The sequence below is a fragment of the Paraburkholderia unamae genome (assembly GCF_003096875.1).
Classification (GTDB): Bacteria; Pseudomonadota; Gammaproteobacteria; order Burkholderiales; family Burkholderiaceae; genus Paraburkholderia; species Paraburkholderia unamae.
The window spans coordinates 80,134-97,854 of record NZ_QEOB01000006.1 but is presented as its reverse complement, the minus strand read 5'-3'; the positions used below and the strand labels follow the sequence as shown (position 1 = coordinate 97,854).

The 17,721-nt window shown below is 63.1% G+C and carries 13 protein-coding genes, 1 tRNA gene and 1 pseudogene; 11 read left to right on the top strand and 4 right to left on the bottom strand.

What is annotated here, in order from left to right:
- Window positions 1–102: 102 nt before the first annotated feature.
- Window positions 103–1,416 carry a phosphate regulon sensor histidine kinase PhoR gene (phoR, locus tag C7402_RS14190; protein ID WP_116611098.1) on the top strand — a complete coding sequence of 438 codons (1,314 nt, stop codon included), beginning with the start codon at window positions 103–105 and terminating at the stop codon, window positions 1,414–1,416.
- A 96-nt stretch (window positions 1,417–1,512) separates the two neighbouring features.
- Here phoR and ppk1 read toward each other — a convergent pair whose 3' ends face one another.
- Entirely contained in the window at window positions 1,513–3,576 is a 2,064-nt protein-coding gene (gene ppk1 / locus C7402_RS14185) for a polyphosphate kinase 1 (protein ID WP_116611097.1), read from the bottom strand.
- Window positions 3,577–3,790: 214 nt separating this feature from the next.
- On the opposite strand from ppk1, the gene ppx reads away from it, so the two are divergent.
- Window positions 3,791–5,392: an exopolyphosphatase gene (gene ppx, locus C7402_RS14180; RefSeq protein ID WP_372460443.1), complete on the top strand. Its 1,602-nt coding sequence runs from the start codon at window positions 3,791–3,793 to the stop codon at window positions 5,390–5,392.
- A 128-nt stretch (window positions 5,393–5,520) separates the two neighbouring features.
- On the opposite strand, the gene C7402_RS14175 is transcribed toward ppx, so the two are convergent.
- Both C7402_RS14175 and sixA read right to left on the bottom strand, forming a co-directional pair.
- A complete protein-coding gene (locus tag C7402_RS14175) occupies window positions 5,521–6,339 on the bottom strand; it encodes a GNAT family N-acetyltransferase (protein ID WP_112171208.1) in 819 nt (272 codons plus the stop codon).
- A gap of 180 nt (window positions 6,340–6,519) precedes the next feature.
- Window positions 6,520–6,984, bottom strand: a complete 465-nt coding sequence (gene sixA, locus C7402_RS14170) for a phosphohistidine phosphatase SixA (protein WP_112171207.1) — start codon at window positions 6,982–6,984, stop codon at window positions 6,520–6,522.
- Window positions 6,985–7,165: 181 nt separating this feature from the next.
- Here sixA and C7402_RS14165 point away from each other — a divergent pair.
- The 5 genes and pseudogenes from C7402_RS14165 to C7402_RS14145 form a co-directional block, all read left to right on the top strand.
- A tRNA-Pro gene (locus C7402_RS14165) sits at window positions 7,166–7,242 on the top strand.
- A gap of 211 nt (window positions 7,243–7,453) precedes the next feature.
- Window positions 7,454–9,076 carry an NAD(P)/FAD-dependent oxidoreductase gene (locus C7402_RS14160; RefSeq protein WP_116611096.1) on the top strand — a complete coding sequence of 541 codons (1,623 nt, stop codon included), beginning with the start codon at window positions 7,454–7,456 and terminating at the stop codon, window positions 9,074–9,076.
- 240 nt (window positions 9,077–9,316) lie between these two features.
- Entirely contained in the window at window positions 9,317–10,171 is an 855-nt protein-coding gene (imuA, locus tag C7402_RS14155) for a translesion DNA synthesis-associated protein ImuA (RefSeq protein ID WP_116611095.1), read from the top strand.
- Window positions 10,071–11,708 (top strand): Y-family DNA polymerase, encoded by a 1,638-nt coding sequence (locus C7402_RS14150; protein WP_116611094.1) that lies wholly within the window; start codon window positions 10,071–10,073, stop codon window positions 11,706–11,708. Before imuA ends, C7402_RS14150 begins: the two co-directional genes overlap by 101 nt.
- Window positions 11,709–11,752: 44 nt before the next feature.
- Window positions 11,753–13,075: pseudogene (locus tag C7402_RS14145) on the top strand (PHP domain-containing protein); the annotation flags it as partial.
- Window positions 13,076–13,373: 298 nt separating this feature from the next.
- Here the strand turns inward: C7402_RS14145 and C7402_RS14140 are convergent.
- On the bottom strand, window positions 13,374–13,931 hold the full coding sequence (locus tag C7402_RS14140; protein WP_133254493.1) for a Cap15 family cyclic dinucleotide receptor domain-containing protein: 558 nt from the start codon (window positions 13,929–13,931) through the stop codon (window positions 13,374–13,376).
- 676 nt (window positions 13,932–14,607) lie between these two features.
- Between C7402_RS14140 and C7402_RS14135 the strand changes: the two genes are divergently transcribed.
- The 4 genes from C7402_RS14135 to C7402_RS14120 all read left to right on the top strand — a co-directional run bounded on the left by C7402_RS14135 (window position 14,608) and on the right by C7402_RS14120 (window position 17,583).
- On the top strand, window positions 14,608–15,234 hold the full coding sequence (locus C7402_RS14135) for a Cap15 family cyclic dinucleotide receptor domain-containing protein (protein WP_116611092.1): 627 nt from the start codon (window positions 14,608–14,610) through the stop codon (window positions 15,232–15,234).
- A gap of 1 nt (window position 15,235) precedes the next feature.
- Window positions 15,236–16,372 carry a nucleotidyltransferase family protein gene (locus tag C7402_RS14130; protein WP_112171200.1) on the top strand — a complete coding sequence of 379 codons (1,137 nt, stop codon included), beginning with the start codon at window positions 15,236–15,238 and terminating at the stop codon, window positions 16,370–16,372.
- Window positions 16,373–16,512: 140 nt separating this feature from the next.
- The gene (locus C7402_RS14125) at window positions 16,513–17,064 is read left to right on the top strand and encodes a hypothetical protein (protein WP_165841893.1); all 552 of its coding nucleotides are present in this window, start codon (window positions 16,513–16,515) and stop codon (window positions 17,062–17,064) included.
- A gap of 6 nt (window positions 17,065–17,070) precedes the next feature.
- Window positions 17,071–17,583, top strand: coding sequence for a hypothetical protein (locus C7402_RS14120; protein WP_112171199.1), 513 nt, complete (start codon window positions 17,071–17,073; stop codon window positions 17,581–17,583).
- Window positions 17,584–17,721 lie beyond the last annotated feature (138 nt).

Genomic DNA, 17,721 nt, shown 5'->3' with positions numbered 1-17,721 from the left:
TGACCGGGCGGCGCCGCTGCTTCGCCGTCGCCGCTATTCGCGTGATGGCAACACGATGTTGCGTGCCCGCATCCGACTGTACTTTTCTTCGATCGCTGGAACATGAACATCATCTGGGCGCGCTCCCTCGTATCGATCGTGCTGCTCGCGCTCGTCTGCGCCGGTATTGGCGCGGTCCTCGGCGTCAAGGTCGCGCTGGGCGTGGCCGTGTTCGCGCTGCTCGCGCAAATGCTTTTCAGCACCTTCCACAAGCAGCGCCTCTGGCGTTTGCTCGACGCGCCGGTCTACGGCGAAGTGCCGAGCGCCCCCGGCGTCTGGGGCGAAATCTATTACCGTCTGCACAAGCTCGCCAAGCGCTGGCACGCCCAGGTGCGCCAGGTCGAGCAGCAGCACTCGCGTTTCATTCAGGCGATCCAGGCGTCGCCCAACGGCGTCGCGATGCTCGACGACCATGACCAGATCGAGTGGTGCAACGCGATCTCCGAGATTCATTTCGGTCTCGACGCGAAGCGCGACCTGCGCCAGCACATCACGCATCTCGTGCGTCAGCCCGACTTCGTGCGCTACCTCAATTCGCACGATTACCAGGAAATGCTCATCATGCGCGGCATGGGGGCGAAGCGTCAGAACGTGCTCTCGGTGCAGGTGTTTCCGTACGGCGAGAATCGCAAGCTCGTGCTTTCGCAGGACATCACCGAACTGGAGCGCACCGACGCCATGCGGCGCGACTTCGTGGCCAACGTTTCGCACGAACTGAAAACGCCGATCACGGTGCTTTCCGGGTTTCTCGAAACGATGCGCGAATTGCCGCTTTCCGAGGCCGAGCGCATCCGCTACCTGGAGTTGATGGAGCAGCAGGCTTCGCGCATGCGCCACATCGTCACCGACCTGCTCGTGCTCGCCAAGCTCGAAGGCGAGGGGCGCCAGCCCGGCGACCAGATGGTCGACATGCGCGCGGTGCTCGGGCATGTGCGCGAGGACGCCGAAAGCCTCTCGGGCGGCCATCATCGCGTCACGACCGACTTCGACGACGGGCTGAGCGTGACGGGCTCCGAAACCGAGATCATGAGCGCGCTCGGCAACCTCGCGACCAATGCGGTGCGCTACACGCCGGAAGGCGGCAAGGTGCACCTGTCCTGGCGCGTGGAGCACGGTAACGCGGTGTTCGCGGTGACCGACTCGGGCCTGGGCATTCCGGCCGCCGACATCCCGCGCCTGACCGAGCGTTTTTACCGCGTGGATCGCAGCCGCTCGCGCGACACGGGCGGCACGGGCCTCGGCCTCGCGATCGTGAAGCACGTATTGCAGCGTCACGACGCGGCGCTCGAAGTGAAGAGCGAGGAAGGGCGGGGCAGCACGTTCACGGTGCGCTTTCCCGTCGCCCGCACGACGAGAAGGCAGCCCGCGCCGGTGTGAGCGTTCGGCGCAGCCAATAAAAAAGGCCGCTTCGTATGAAGCGGCTTTTTTTGTGTCCAGCGTTTTCGGGCCTGTTTCCAGGCCCGTTTCACGTCGTCACGGGCAGAACTTCGCCAGCAGACTCAACTGCGCATTGCGCACGGCCTTGCCCGCGCGGCGGCGGCGATAGTGGCCGTCGCTCTGCATGAGCCAGGCGGCCTGGTTGTCGCCGAGGAAGGTCGAAAGCCCTTCGGCGATCACGCGGCGCTTGAGGCGGCGGTCGTGAATCGGGAACGCCACTTCGACGCGGCGGAACAGGTTGCGGTCCATCCAGTCGGCGCTCGACAGATAGACATCTTCCTTGCCGCCCGCATAGAAGTAGTAGATGCGATGGTGTTCGAGGAAACGCCCGACGATCGAGCGCACCGTGATGTTCTCGGAGAGCCCCGGCACGCCCGGTTGCAGCGAGCACACGCCGCGGATGATGAGGTCGATCTTCACGCCCGCCTGTGACGCTTCGTACAACTCATCGATCACCGTCGGTTCGAGCAGCGCGTTCATCTTCGCGACGATGCGCGCCTTCTTGCCCGCGCGCGCGGCCTCGGCCTCGGCGCGGATCGACTCGACGAGCTTGGGGTGCAGCGTGAAAGGCGACTGCCACAGATCGTGCAACTGCAACTCGCCGCCGATGCCCGTCAACTGCTGGAACACGTGGTGGACGTCCTCGCACATCTTCGGCTCCGAGGTCATGAGGCCGAAGTCGGTGTAGAGGCGCGCCGTGCGCGGATGGTAGTTGCCGGTGCCCAGGTGCACGTAGCGGCGCAGCGCCATGCGGCCGTTCACGGGCACGCGGCGCACGATCAGCATCATCTTGGCGTGGCACTTGTGGCCCACCACGCCGTACACCACGTGCGCGCCCACGGCTTCGAGCTGCGAGGCCCAGTTGATGTTGGTCTCTTCGTCGAAGCGCGCGAGCAGCTCCACGACCACCGTGACTTCCTTGCCGTTGCGCGCGGCCTGCATGAGCGCATCCATGAGCGGCGAGTCGGTGCCGGTGCGGTAGATCGTCTGCTTGATCGCCACCACGTTCGGATCGTTCGCGGCCTGCAACAGCAGTTCGAGCACGGGCTGGAAGCTCTCGTACGGATGATGCAGGAGCACGTCGTCCTGATCGATCACGTCGAACATGTTGCTGTTCGCGGCGATGCGCCGCGGAATGGCGGGCACGTGCGGCACGAACTTGAGGTCGGGGCGATCGACCATCTCGGGCAACTGCATGAGACGCACGAGATTCACGGGGCCATCGACGAAATAGCAGTCCTTTTCATTGAGGCCGCTTTCGTCGAGCAGGCGCCGCACCAGATGCGCGGGCGTTTCCGCCGACACTTCGAGGCGCACCGCGTTGCCCAGGTGGCGCGCGGGCAGTTCGCCCTGGAGCGCCACGCGCAGGTTGGTGATTTCGTCTTCGTCGACGAAGAGTTCGCTGTTGCGCGTGATGCGGAACTGATTGCAACTGCGCACCACGAGGCTCGGGAACAACTCGCCCACGAAGCGCTGGAGCAGCGAGCCGAGCAGCACGAAACCGTGCTGGAAGCCCGACAGCTCCTGCGGCATGCGCACGAGGCGGGGCAGCGCGCGCGGCGCCTGTACGATGCCCATCACGGCCTGGCGCCCGAACGCGTCCTTGCCTTCGAGTTCGACCACGAAGTTCAGGCTCTTGTTGAGCACGCGCGGGAACGGGTGCGCGGGGTCGAGCCCGATGGGCGTGAGCACGGGCAGCAGTTCGTCGAGGAAATATTTGCGCGCCCAGGCGGTCTGCGCTTCGTTCCAGGCATCGGTGCCGTGGAAGTAGATGCCTTCCTGTTCGAGCGCTGGCAGCACGGTGTCGTGCAGCATGCGGTACTGACGATGCACGAGACGCTGCGCGCGCTCGACCACGAGGTCGTACACGTGTTGCAGCGACATGCCGTCGGGAGAGAGCGCACCGGGGTTGTCGCGCATCTGCTCCTGAAGGCCGGCCATGCGGACTTCGAAGAATTCGTCGAGGTTGCTGCTGGTGATGCAGATGAAGCGCAGGCGCTCCAGCAAAGGAACAGCGGGATCGGACGCCTGTGCTAGCACGCGCTCATTGAATCCCAGAATGCCCAGTTCGCGATTAAGTAAGGGATAGCGGATGGACATTGGCAGTGAAAACGGAATGTCAGGGAATGATTCGAACGGACGCTCGGAAATTCTCACAGTAATATGACTTTATTGTGACATTCGGTGTGTCATAAATTTTACGCTGCATTTTCACGAAATCGACAAGTCGCGTTGCGAACATGCACGCTGGGTAAAAGTACCCATGGTCATGGCGAATGCGAGGAGCGACATCGTGAAGTCGGCTACGCTTAAAATGACGCATTTGGACAGTGCGGCTGCGGCGCAGCAAGCCCGTATGGCCGCACGGTCGTCTTTGTATGCACGCATGGAGCCTGCCCCCTCGATGGTCACCAATCCCCAACTGCTTGCCGCCGTCGATCTCGGTTCGAACAGTTTTCGTCTGATCGTAGGCCGCGTCGAAGAAACCGACGCCGGCAGCCAGATCTACCCGGTGGATGCGCTGCGCGAACCGGTGCGGCTCGCGGCCGGCCTCTCGAAAGACAAGTTGCTCGATCGCGCCTCGCAGGTGCGCGGCTGGGACGCGCTCAAGCGCTTCGGCGAGCGGCTGCGCGACTTCCACCCCGACCACGTGCGGGCGGTCGCGACCAATACGCTGCGCGTGGCCAAGAACGCGCGCGAATTCCTCACCGAGGCCGAAGCCGCGCTCGGCTTCCCGATCGAAGTGATCGCGGGCCGCGAAGAGGCGCGCCTCATTTACGCGGGCGCCGCGCACTCGGTGCCGGCGAGCGCCGGCAAGCGCTTCGTGGTGGACATCGGCGGCGGCTCGACCGAGTTCATCATCGGCGCGCACTACACGCCGATTCGCATGGAAAGCCTTTATATCGGCTGCGTGAGCCATAGCCGGCAGTTCTTCCCCTCGGGCAACGTCGACGAGTACACCATGCGCCAGGCCGAACTCGCGGCCACGCGCGAAATCCAGATCATTTCGTCCGACTACCGCAAGACCGGCTGGGACCAGGCGATCGGCTCCTCCGGCACGGCGCGCGCGCTCGCCGAACTCGTGGAGGCGAACGGCTTCAACGATACGGGCGTGACGCACGGCATTTCGCGCGGCGGCCTCGAGCGCCTCAAGCGCGCGCTCATCAAGGCGGAGAACGTGAACCGCCTGAAGCTCGTCGCGCTCAAGCCCGATCGCGTGCCGGTGCTGGCGGGCGGCCTCTCGATCATGATCGCGGTGTTCGACGAGCTCGGCATTGACTACGTGGACACCACCGACGGCGCGCTGCGCCTGGGCGTGCTCTACGACCTGCTGGGCCGCTCGCAGCACGAAGACATGCGTACGGTCACGGTGGAGGGCTTCATGCGCCGTTACGGCGTGGATCGCGCGCAGGCGGGCCGTATCGGCGAGCTGGCGGTGAAGTTCTACGACCAGTTCGAGGAGCCCGACGAGGAGCGCCGCGAAGAAAACCGCATGTTCCTCGCGTGGGCGGCCTCGCTGCACGAGATCGGGCTCTCGATCTCGCACAGCGCGTACCACAAGCATTCGGCCTACATCGCCAGCAACGCCGACATGCCCGGCTTCTCGCGCACCGACCAGGCGCGCCTTGCCGCGCTGGTGCTCGGCCACGTGGGCAAGCTCGGCAAGCTCTCGCAAACGCGCGACGTGGAATGGCCGCTGCTGTTCTGCCTGCGCCTCGCCGCGCTGCTGTGTCGCCGGCGTGCCGACGTGGGCCTGCCGCACATCACGGTGGAGCAGGAAGGCAATGGTTATGAGGTGCTGCTGCCGAACGCCTGGGTCCAGAACAATCCGCTGACCGATTACAACTTGGTCCAGGAAGCGGCGGAGTGGGGCAAGGTCGGCATTCCGTATCGCGTGGTTTATACGGAAGAGTAGGCACAAGCGTGAGCGCGGCGGGGCGCGCGCCATGCGTGCCCGCCAAAAAAGAATGCCCGGCTCGACGTGTGCGGTTCAGAGCCGGGCTTTTTTTGTCCACCGAGCGGCGGACGAGACTTCAGCAGACGTCAGCGTGCGCCGCTCTCGCCGAGGAAGTGACGCGCATAACGCTCGTTGATCTCCGAAAGACGGAAGAGCGTGAGGAAGTCGGCGGTATTGAAATCGGGGTCCCAGGCGGGCGCGCCGCAGATTTTCGCGCCAAGGCGCAGATAGCCCTTGATGAGCGGCGGCGGCGTGACGACGGCGCCGGTGCGCAGTTCGTCGACGGGCAGCGGGGTGTGCGGGAACGCGCGATATTCGGGCGCGGTCAGCGCATTCGCGCCGAGCGAGCAATACAGGTTTGCCGCATAGTGGCCGCCGTCGGCCATGGCGACGCTCGCGCAGCCGAGCATCGTTTCGTAGCCGTTGTGCGTCATGTAGCCGCCCAGACCGCCCCACAGCGACATGATGACCGAGCCGCTGCGATAGTCGGGGTGCACGCACGAGCGGCCCACCTCGACCATTTTCGGGCGCAGATGCGCGAGACGCGAGACGTCGAATTCGCTTTCGGCGTAGAGGCGGCCGATGCGCGCGGCCTGGTGCGGTGGCAGCACGCGATAGGTGCCGACGACCTTGAGCGTGTCGAGGTCACGCACGAGCAGATGGTCGCAATAGGCGTCGAAGGCGTCGACGTCGAGACCGGCGGGGCCGCTCAGGTGTGCGCCCATTTCCTCGGCGAACACACGGTAGCGCAGGCGCTGCGCCTCGCGCAGTTCCTCGTCGCTGCGAGCCCAGGCCACTTGCAGGCGATGCTGCGGGGTGACCGTCTCTTCGGCGCGCGGCAGACGCCGATTCGACTCGAACAGCGTCGAGGCGAACGGCAGGGTGGGCGTCGGCAGATCTCGCATGGGGCGTCCTGGTCGAAAGGTAAGGGAACTTTTTCGGCCAATGTAGTAAGACCCGGTTACGGTTACATGGCAACGCAATGACGATTCAATGACGTCATGTAAGGCGGGCGGTCGCGCCGGGCCGCATGCGGGCGGTCCGGCGGAGGGGGGCTCAGGCGAGGTTAGACGGGGTGAAACGGGTTAGACGAGCTCGGGCGTGATGGCCGCGTGCAGGACGGCCTGATCGCCGCCGTTGCGCTCGCGGCTGGCGAGCCAGAGCACGCCTGCCTTCTTCACGGCCCAGCCGCGCGGGTCGGCGCCGCCCGAGAGCAGGTGCGCCGCCACTTCGCCGAGTGTGGGCTGGTGGCCGACCACGACGACCGTGGACGCAAGGCCTTCGGGCCAGCCGACGGCGCTCAGCACCTGGTCGACGCTCGCGTCCGGCGCGAGTTCGCGCACGACCCGGTACTGGTCGGTGAGCGCCTCGGCGGTCTGGATGGTGCGCGCGGCGGGGCTGGCGAGGATCAGCGTGTCGTCGGGCAGGCGCGCGCGCAGCCAGCGGGCGACGTTCTGCGCCTGCTTGCGGCCGCGCGTGGTGAGCTGGCGGGCGAGGTCGCTCGCCGCCACGTCTTCGGCTTCGGCGTGGCGCCAGAGAATGAGATGCATGGCGTCTCCTATGTCACGGGAATGGGTGCGCGCGCGGCCGGCTGCGTGCCGCGCGGCCTTTTTTGCCATGTTGCCCGCCATGGATACCTGCGGCAAGGTATGGGAAACACGGGATCGGGATCGATTTGCGTAATCTGGATTTGACGGGGGAGGCGCAGAACCGATACAATCTCTGATTCGTCGGAGCGTAGCGCAGCCTGGTAGCGCATCTGATTTGGGATCAGAGGGTCGTAGGTTCGAATCCTATCGCTCCGACCACGGAATCAAGGGGTTACACGCCATTGGCCTGTAACCCCTTTTCTTTTTCGCCTGCTTTGCTTGACCCCCAACATTGACCACCGGATAGCGTGCCGCCACTGGGCTTACGACAGATTGCGGGCCGTCACTGCGTGGAGCCGTCGGTGCGGGCCGTCGAGCTTATAAAATACGGATCGGCCACGATTCCCGTGGCGATCGCACCCTGGCAGCCATGTTACGTTTATCCGAAGTCAAACTCCCTCTCGACCACTCCGAAAGCGATCTTGATGCCGCGGTTCGCGAGCGCCTCGCGGACCTCGGCGTAGCGGCGGACGGACTCGTCCGTTACACCGTCTTCCGCCGTGCGCACGATGCGCGCAAGCGTTCGGACATCAAGCTGACCTATATCGTCGACGTTGAAGTCAAGGACGAGGCAGCCGTGCTCAAGCGGATCGCAGGCAAGCCGCATTGCGGGGTGACGCCTGACATGACGTACCGCTTCGTCGCGAAGGCGCCCGAGCACGCGACGCACCCGCGTCCGGTGGTGATCGGCATGGGGCCGTGCGGTCTGTTCGCGGGGCTGATCCTCGCGCAGATGGGGTTCCGCCCCATCATCCTCGAACGCGGCAAAGCCGTGCGCGAGCGCACCAAGGACACCTTTGGGCTGTGGCGCAAGTCCGTGCTCAACCCGGAATCCAACGTCCAGTTCGGCGAGGGCGGGGCCGGGACGTTCTCGGACGGCAAGCTGTACAGCCAGATCAAGGATCCGCACCACTATGGCCGCAAGGTGCTCGAGGAATTCGTCAAGGCGGGCGCACCGGAAGACATCCTGTATCTGAGCCGGCCGCACATCGGCACGTTCCGCCTCGTCAGCATGGTGGAAAAAATGCGCGCCACCATTCACGAACTGGGCGGCGAAGTGCGCTTCGAAACCCGGGTCGAAGATATCGAAATCGATCAGGGCAAGGTGCGCTCGCTCACGCTCTCGAACGGTGAAACGCTGCGCTGCGACCACGTCGTTCTGGCGGTCGGCCATAGCGCCCGCGACACTTTCCAGATGCTTCACGATCGCGGCGTGTTCATGGAAGCCAAGCCGTTTTCGCTGGGCTTTCGCATCGAACATCCGCAGGGACTGATCGACCGCAGCCGCTTCGGCAAGTTTGCGGGCCACAAGGAACTCGGCGCGGCCGACTACAAGGTGGTCCATCACGCCAATAACGGACGGGCGGTCTATAGCTTCTGCATGTGCCCGGGCGGCACGGTGGTCGCCGCGACCTCCGAACCCGGCCGCGTGGTCACCAATGGCATGAGCCAGTATTCGCGTGCCGAGCGTAACGCGAATGCGGGCATCGTGGTCGGCATCACACCGGATGATTATCCGGGCGGTCCGCTGGCGGGTATCGCATTCCAGCGCAAGTGGGAAGAGCGGGCGTTCGAACTCGGCGGCGGCAATTACCAGGCACCGGGTCAACTGGTCGGTGATTTCATTGCCGGCCGGCCGTCGACATCGCTGGGCTCCGTGGTGCCGTCGTACAAGCCGGGCGTGCACCCCACCGATCTCAGCACGGCGCTGCCCGACTACGTGATCGAAGCCATCCGTGAAGCCCTTCCCCAGATCGACAAGAAGATCGCGGGCTTCGCGATGCACGATGCGGTGCTCACGGGTGTCGAGACGCGCACGTCGTCACCGCTGCGCATTCGTCGCAAGGACGATTACCAGAGCGTGAACGTCGAAGGCCTGTATCCGGCCGGCGAAGGCGCCGGGTATGCCGGTGGCATCTATTCGGCGGCCATCGACGGCATCGAAGTGGCGCAGGCGGTGGCGCTCAATATGACGTCGGCGCACGTGTCCTGATCCTGGACAGGCGGGAAACGGCGGGCGAGATACGTCGGCGCACCCTCAGCGTGTGCGCGACTCGCCCGTCTGCGTGATCTGCAATGGATCGCCAAATGACCCTTCCCCCATTTCCCGCCTTCCTCTAATCCCATAAAATACTGTATAAATATACAGGTGGAGGCGAATCGACCTCCTTCCTGCCGATGCCCCATTTGCTTGCCGGGCAGGGCGGAGCGTTCCCATCAACCAGGCCACGACATGGCAGCAGCCCTCCAGATCACTGCGCAGCTCGCCGCGCACTTGCCCCCCCGGCTGCAAAGCCGCGTGTGGCAGGGCGACCAGCTTGCCCACGCCAGCGAGCGCACGGTGCCGAGCGGCCACGCGCCGCTCGACGCCCAGCTTCCCGGCGCCGGCTGGCCCGCGGGCAGCCTGACCGAGCTGCTCGTGGAGCAGGGCGGCGTGGGCGAGATGCGGCTTGTCGCGCCGGCGCTGCGCGCGCTCACCGCGCAAGCCGGGCGGCACGTGCTGCTCGTCGCGCCGCCGTGGCGTCCGTACGCCTGCGCGCTCAAGGCGTGGGGGCTCGCGCTCGAGCGCGTGATCTGGGTGCGCGCGGCCGAGGACGAAGCCGCCTGGGTGGCCGAGCAGGCGCTCAAGCAGGAGGGCATCGGCGCCGTGCTGCTCTGGCAGGCGAAGGCACGCGCCGATGCGTTGCGCCGCTTGCAGGTCGCCGCCCAGGATTCGCAGGCGCTCGCGTTTCTCGTGCGGCCGCTCGCCGCGCGCAACCAGTCGTCGCCGGCGCCGCTGCGCATGACCTGCTCGCCGGTGCCGCCGCCCGCCGACGCGACGCTGAACCGGCGGCAATGGATGCAGCTCGCCGCGCTCTCCGTCGATATCTTCAAGCGCCGCGGGCCGCCGCCCGCTCAACCACTTGTCATTACATTGCCGTTGCAGGACGCGGTGCTGCCCCAGCCGGATGCAGCTTCGCTCGCCATGCCGTGGCCCGGGGTCAATCATGCTGTGGATCGCCGTCACCTTGCCGCTGTTGCCGCTGGAAGCCGTCAGACCGCTGATGCCGCCGGCGGCATCAACGTCGTTCCCATCGGCTCCGTTTGAGGCCGATGCAGAGGCCGATGCTGAGGTTGATGCGGACGATGTCGATGGCCGCGCCGCGCCGCGCTGCTACGCGCTCGCCGACCACACGCGCATCCTGATCGCCGATCTCGACGCGCTGCGCTCGGGCGTCGAGCCCGGCAGCACGCGCTCGCATGCGCTCGCCCTCGCGCCGGGGCTCGTGCTGCTCGACCCCGACGCGGCGCGCGAGACCCGCGCGTTCGAGTCGCTTGCCCTCGCGCTGCTCGCCTATACGCCCAAGGTTTCGCTCGCGCAGTCGCATACGCTGCTGCTCGAAGTCGGCTCGGGCTTGCGTCTTTTCGGCGGCGTGCGCGCGCTGCTCGCCAGGGTCGCGGCGACGGTGGCCGGTTGCGGACACGTCGCGCGCATCGCCTGCGCACCCACCGCGTGGGGCGCGTGGACGCTCGCGCAGGCGCGCGCCACGCGGGCCTCGCGCCGCTGGCATGTGCTCAAGGAAACGACGCTCGAACGCGTGCTCGACGCGCTGCCGGTCACGCTCGCGCCGTTTGCCGCGCAGCACGACCACGCGCTCACGCAGATCGGCTGCGCGACGCTCGGCGACTTGCGGCGGCTGCCGCGTGACGGCATCGTGCGGCGTTTCGGCGACGGCGTGCTCGGCTGGCTCGCGCAGGCGCGCGGCGAGGCGCCCGATCCGCGCGTCTGGTTCGCAGCGCCCCCGTCGTTTCACGCATCGCTCGAATTGCAGGCGCGCGTGGAGAGCGCCGAGGCGCTGCTCTTCGCCGCGCGCCGGCTCGTGATGCAACTGGCCGGCTGGCTCGCAGCCCAGCACGCGGCGCTGAGCGGCTTCGAGCTGCGTCTGGAGCACGAGCTGGCCTCGCGTCACGCGCCGCGCACGTCGAGCCTCACGATCGCCTGGGCGGCGCCTTCGCGCGACGCCGAGCATCTGCTGTGGCTGCTGCGCGAGCGCCTGAACCAGACCGAGCTCGCCGCACCCGTGATCGGTCTTGCGCTCGTCGCCTCGCAGGTGAGCGAATATGCGGCGCCCACCGACACGCTCTTTCCGATGGCCGAGGCCGCCGAGGCGTCGCTCGGGCAACTCTTCGAGCGCATTGGCGCGCGGCTCGGCGAGCAGAACGTGCTGCAACTCTTCACCGAGGACGATCACCGGCCGGAGCTGGCGATGTCGGCGCGGCCTTATCGCGAGAGCGGCGCGAAGCGGGCGCGCAAGCCGCGCAAGGCAGCCAGACCGCAGGAAGCGTCCGGAGCGGACGCACCCGTGCAGAGCGTCTTCGATTTGCCGGAGGTGCCGCTGCCCACGCAGCCGCGCCCCGCGTGGCTGCTCGAAAAGCCGCTCAAGCTGGCGATGCGCGGCGACCGGCCCGTTTATCGACGGCCGCTCAAGACGATCACGCGCACCGAGCGCATCGAATCGGGCTGGTGGGACGGCGAGGGCGTCGGGCGCGACTACTATGTCGCCGCCGACGACCAGGGCCGCATGTTCTGGCTGTATCGCGAGCGCATTGGCGGACAGTGGTATCTGCAAGGGCTTTTCGGCTAGCGCTCGTTTTTCGGCTCGTTTGTCGTTTACCGGTTTCAGGAATCATGTCGAACAGCGGGACGGGCGCATCGTTGCCCGCGCAACCTTATTCGGGCACGCAGCTTCCTGACTATGCGGAGCTGCACTGCCTCACCAACTTCACCTTCCTGCACGGCGCGTCGCGCCCGGGCGAGCTGGTGGAGCAGGCGATCCGTCACGGCTACCGCGCGCTCGCGATCACCGACGAATGCTCGTTTGCGGGCGTCGTGCGCGCCTGGAGCGCGCTCAACGAGTACGACGAGGCGCGCAAAAAGGCGCACGACGAAGCCGTGCGCGAGGCCCGCGGGCACGGCGGCGAGGCGGCTGCTGCGGCCTTGGGCGCGTTCGAGCCGTCGCTGCATTTGCTGATCGGCAGCGAACTCAATCTCGTCGATGCGCAGGGCGCGCCGTTCTGCACGCTCGTCGCGCTCGCGATGAACCGCGAAGGCTACGGCAATCTGTGCGAGTTGATCACGCTGGCGCGCTCGCGTGCGACGAAGGGCAGCTATCGCTTGCATCCCGCCGATTTCACCGATCCCGCGCCGGATTTCGCGCATCTGAAACACTTGCGCGATTGCGCGCTGCTGCTCGTGCCCCAGCGCACGGCCACGCTCGCGCAGACCTTGCGCGCCGCGCACTGGCTCGCGGGCTTCGCGGCGGAGCGCGCGTGGCTCGCGCTCGAACTCTGGCAAACGGGCGGCGACGACACGCAGATCGAAGTGCTGCGCCACGTTTCGCAGGAAAGCGGCCTGCCGCTCGTGGCGGCGGGCGGCGTGCTGATGCACGCGCGCTCGCGCAAGCCCTTGCAGGACACGCTGAGCGCGATCCGCATCGGCAAGCCGCTCGCCGTGTGCGGTCGCGCGCTGGAACCGAACGCCGAGCGTCATTTGCGCTCGCGCGTGCGGCTTGGCACGATTTATCCGCGCGAGGCGCTCGACGCGACGCTCGACGTCGCGCGCCGCTGCACGTTCTCGCTCGGCGAGCTGGCTTATGAATATCCCGAGGAGCTGGTGCCGCCTGGCGAGACGCCTCAGACGTGGTTGCGCAAGCTCGTGATGCAGGGCGCGGACGAGCGCTGGCCCGACGGCCTGAACGACAAGCGCCGGGGGCAAATCGAACAGGAACTCGCGCTCATCGAGGAGCTGAAGTACGAGAAGTACTTCCTGACCGTGCACGACATCGTCCGCTACGCGCGCGGCCAGAAGATTCTGTGCCAGGGGCGCGGCTCGGCGGCGAACTCGGTGGTCTGCTACTGCCTGATGATCACGGAAATCGATCCGGTGCAGATGAACATGCTCGTCGCGCGCTTCTTGTCCCGCGCGCGCAGCGAGCCGCCCGACATCGATGTTTATCACACCCTTAAACATCCCGATTTGTCAGCGATGTCCAGTCGACGGGCGGCTTCGGGCGATACGCGGCGGTATATATACCGATAGAATTAGGAGAATCAGGACAATCAACGGGGGCAATCGTCCCGTGGAATCTGGCCGCCTGCGGGCCGGATAGCGCGTCGAGCAATCGGTTGGGGACGAGAGCACGGCCCGAAGGAAAATTCAGATCGGGCCGGGCGCGCAGTGTGCGCGGCCGAATGGCAAGGCCGCGTTTGCACCGTTACTGCTTCCGTAATGCCTAAGCGGAAAGGACCCTTCAGCGCCAGATCTTCCACCAGGCAGTGGGGCGAATGTAGGTTAACGAAAGTGTGCCGTGACGGTGGGTTTCCGTGAAATAGTCGCCGTCGAGTCGCATTTTCTCGGCGTCGAGTCGCAGCACGGAGACTCCCCTGTAGCGAGCTCCGCTCCCCGCGACGCCTTCCTTCCGCTGATTCATATAGACGTAATACAGCCGGTAGCGCGCAAAATCAGCGTTTCTCTCGGCATGGACAACCAACGTCTCGGACGTAGACTCGGCGCTCTCAAGTAGTAGTCGAAGTCCAACCAGGGTGTGCTTCACAAGGAGCTGAATCGGGATCGTTGCTTTGCCTCCCGGGCTGTCATAGGTCAGCGTTCCTTCCCAGTCACCGCCAAGATATGGAAAGATCCAATTTTGAATCTGCGGGATCCATCGCCACGCGGCGTAGCCGAGAAGCACTATTGCCGTTGCCCCGCCTGCTGACCACCGGGCAAACAGAGTCGCCGTGTGAACGAGATCTTGATTTGCGAAGAAGCCGGCTCCGGTCAACAAAAAAACGGCAAGTGCGACCAGCACAAACACAAGTCGCATAACGGACCGAAGTGGAAGAAGATGGAGCATGGTGCGAGGATTATTTAATTGATATTAGATAGAATAGATCGAATTTTTGTGGAGTTGCGCGGTCGCGCCGATCCGCAAGCGCCTGTGATCGTCTGCCTGTGTACTGGTGTGGGGCTTCCCGATGGGTGCAGCGCGATGCTACGCGATCCAAGCCCATCCGTCGGTATGCTACTGACTGATGATTTCGTCAGCCTGCGCGAGCGAGCGATCAATCTTAACGCGGCGGTGCATGATGGCGCTATCCTCGTCTGTCGCCGCGATACGGCCGACACTTATCGGATATCTGGGTGGTCGTATCGGCTTCACCCACGTGCACAGCCTATTCCTCAAGTCGTAAATCGCGGCTCGGCCTTTAACAGCTGCATGGCGATGAGTTGCGTGCAAGGCGTTGACCGAGTCTATTTGGCGACCAAGTTGGAGCTGTTTAAGTTTCGAAGCGGGAAAGTCACCCGTATTTTGTGAGGCGGAGGAGTACGGTTCGATGTCTCGATCCAGATAGCCAGGAATTTTCGTCAAGGTTTCTTTTAAAGCGTATAAAAATGCGCGACTTAAAGCGGGCATCGCAAGTATCGATGCCATCTGCATAAATCAGGCTCAGGGCGCCTAAGTGGCGTGAAACCGGGGACGCAAGATGGAACACGAGTATTCAATTGTCGGCGGCCTGAACCGTGCGAAGATCGGTCACACCATCGGGGGGCTAGCTGCCGCTATCTCGTCAGTTGTTGTCACTGCCTTCCTCGCGCTGGTCAAACTTGCCCACTCGTTGGGTATTCTGAAAGACGTCCCATCAGTGGTTCTCTGGCCGGTCACTGCCGGAGTCGTATACGGAGCGCTTTACTGGCTTTTCGACCGTAAGGTCTGGAAGCTTCCCTATCTTGCCCGACTCCTGCGCGTTCCCGATCTTAGCGGGAAATGGCAGTGTGTCGGGCAGTCTATTCAAGCAGACGGCACGCCCGGCACTCGATGGAGCGCAGACGTGGTCATCGTGCAGAGTTGGGATCGCGTTCGAATCAGGCTTAAAACTCTCCAGTCGGTGTCGAACAGCGTGACTGCTGCAATTGTGTATGACGAAGCCGATGGCTTTCGGCTTATGTATAACTACAAAAACGAACCGAACATCGGGGAAGGGCAACTTTCCGCACATAGAGGGTTTGCAGAGCTCCTATTCACTCACGATTTGAGCTCAGCTGCCGGCGAATATTTCAATGGTCACGGCCGCTTCACCTACGGAACCATGACCCTCACGAGGGGAAGCTAATATGGCGCGGACCATCAAGGATCGAATTGCTCGGCTGGATTCCCGGCGTAGCGGGATCGATCGTCTTACAGCTGTGGCGCAAGATAGCCAATTGGAGGTGTTGGCGAAGAGCCTTGTGCAGGAGGGTTATAAGAACAGGGCAAAAGAGCAGCCCTACACGGAGTACACCCTCGGCTCAATGCAAGAAGTCGATGCAAATTACACAAGGATAAGTCTCGAAGAAGCGGATCGAATCGCAAAACAGCTCACGAGCGGGTTAAATAACGAAGACATCGTTGTTGATTTTCGTATCCAGGGTTCTGTTGCCGCTAACATCCATATCCGCGGCGTGAGTGACGTCGATCTTCTTGTCTTGGACGCTGGCTTTTTCACGTACGACGCGGCTGGCCGTCAGAGCAGAGCAGGACACTACAACAGCCCGATCAGCTTCACGCCGTTGTCAGCGCTAAATACTTTGCGCACTCGTTCCGAAGCGATTTTGAAGAACAAGTTTCCTGCGGCAACCGTGGACGTCAGCGGCGCGAAGGCGATCAAGATTTCTGGCGGATCGCTGAGACGGCCGGTCGACGTTGTTCCATCTCACTGGCATAACACCGCGGCGTACCAGGAATCGTTCTCTGAGCGAGATCGTGGGGTCTACATACTTGACCGCAAGAAGCAGCAGACCATCCTGAACATGCCGTTCAAGCATATCGATGAGTTGAATCAGCGAGATGCCATGACGCTGGCAGGTCTGAAAAAATCGATTCGTCTTTGCAAGCACGTAAAGGCCGATAGTGATAGTAATCTGGTCAATGGGCTGCCCAGTTTCGATATCGCGGCAACGATGTGGCATGCAGAGATTGGTGGGCTTGCCAGCGGCTATTTTCACGAGCTCGCCATCTTGGCAGAGACACAACGCCACCTTGACTATCTAGCTAGAAATCACGAGTTTGCAAAAACGCTGTCGGTTCCCGATGGATCCAGACGAATTTTTGATAGTGCGGCGAAGCTCAATGGGCTGAATCAGCTATCGATAGAGATGGATGACCTCGCGACGCAGGTCGCGAAAGAGCAGAATTTGTTGCTTAAGATCTATCAACCAACATGGCGTGACATTCTCGAAACACTGAGGACAGTAAGTCTACCTGCCGCGTGAGGTTTGCCCTCTGATTGCGGCTGTTAAGGATTCCGTTTGTTCACTAAAAGCGGCAGTCGGATTCCTAATTGCTGATAACTCTAAAGTTCCGTTGCAAACGACCGATATGAAAATTACGTCCCGAGCGAATAGAGCGGTTTTTGAGCTACGCACACGAATTTGCAGCAGCAGTTACGCGGTCCAAAGAGTTTGGGCTGCTCGCACCCCAATTCGAACTGGAGACCACGCGTCGCTGGTTTGACGCAAATCGACTGGCACGCTTCCCTTACGTTATGCGAGACGGACTGGGAGAGCTGGGTATTGAAGATTTAATGTCGCAGTGCATGTCAATTCACTATCGCATGCGCTCCGTCGTTCAAGACTGGCTTGATTGCCCGGTGATGTACACCCTTGGCTGGATTGATGATGGCACGGCGCACGGCATGTTCAAATTCGACGATGCGTTTATCACCAAAATGTTACGGATTGGGCACAATGGCGGCACCGTGAACCTTCACGCTTGGCTCACCCTCCCGAGCATGGAAATCATCGATGTCTCGCTCGCCACGACAATGGGCATTGCCCAGAAGCGGCCTGAGATGCTTGGCCTCACGATTATCCGCCCGGCGGATGAGCTAACGGGCATGGCCTACAAGCCGATGCTTGTAGGCGACGACTTTCTTCGTAAAACCGGCTTACTGATCGAGTGGTAATTCTGCATGTTCAATTTCCTTCGTGACATGCTGTGTCCAGCTGACCCTTTGACTACCACGTGGCTGGAGAAAAACGCGACTCCTTACAAGCGAGCCGCCTTTGAACTCGACGCGAAAACGCAAGGCGTGGTCCCAATCTTTCACGTTACGGACCTGAGTTCCGCGCAAGCCATATATCTCTCGAAGACGATGTTCGGCATTGATGTGGTTAGTGCCGCGCACTTTCATCACACGCCGCAAGGTGCCGGTGCCCAGGCAATCGCAGACGGAGTTTTGCTCGGTTTCACGTGGAAAGGGAGAATCGTCAACGTCGATCTGTCGGATGACCGTTCTTCTCACAAGGATCGACGGGCCAACATTCTCTTTGATGTGCCTATCTCGGAATACAGACGGGACACGTGGGAGCTAAGGCTGTATCCTGGTACCTCAAGCGGGCTAAAACTCGAGTTTATCGAATACGCTCAGTGTGGATTTCTTTTGAGCAACCAGCGAGAAGTTTCGATTGTGCACGCCGAGTAGACGTGGCAGTTGGGTTGTCGTGCACAACACCTTGCAGAGGTGAGTTTTCTGAAAGTCGTTCGGGCTGATGAGTGTCATCGCTGAAACCGGGTCGTGAAGGTTGATATCGGGCTAATAAAACTCGTCCGTTGCACGATG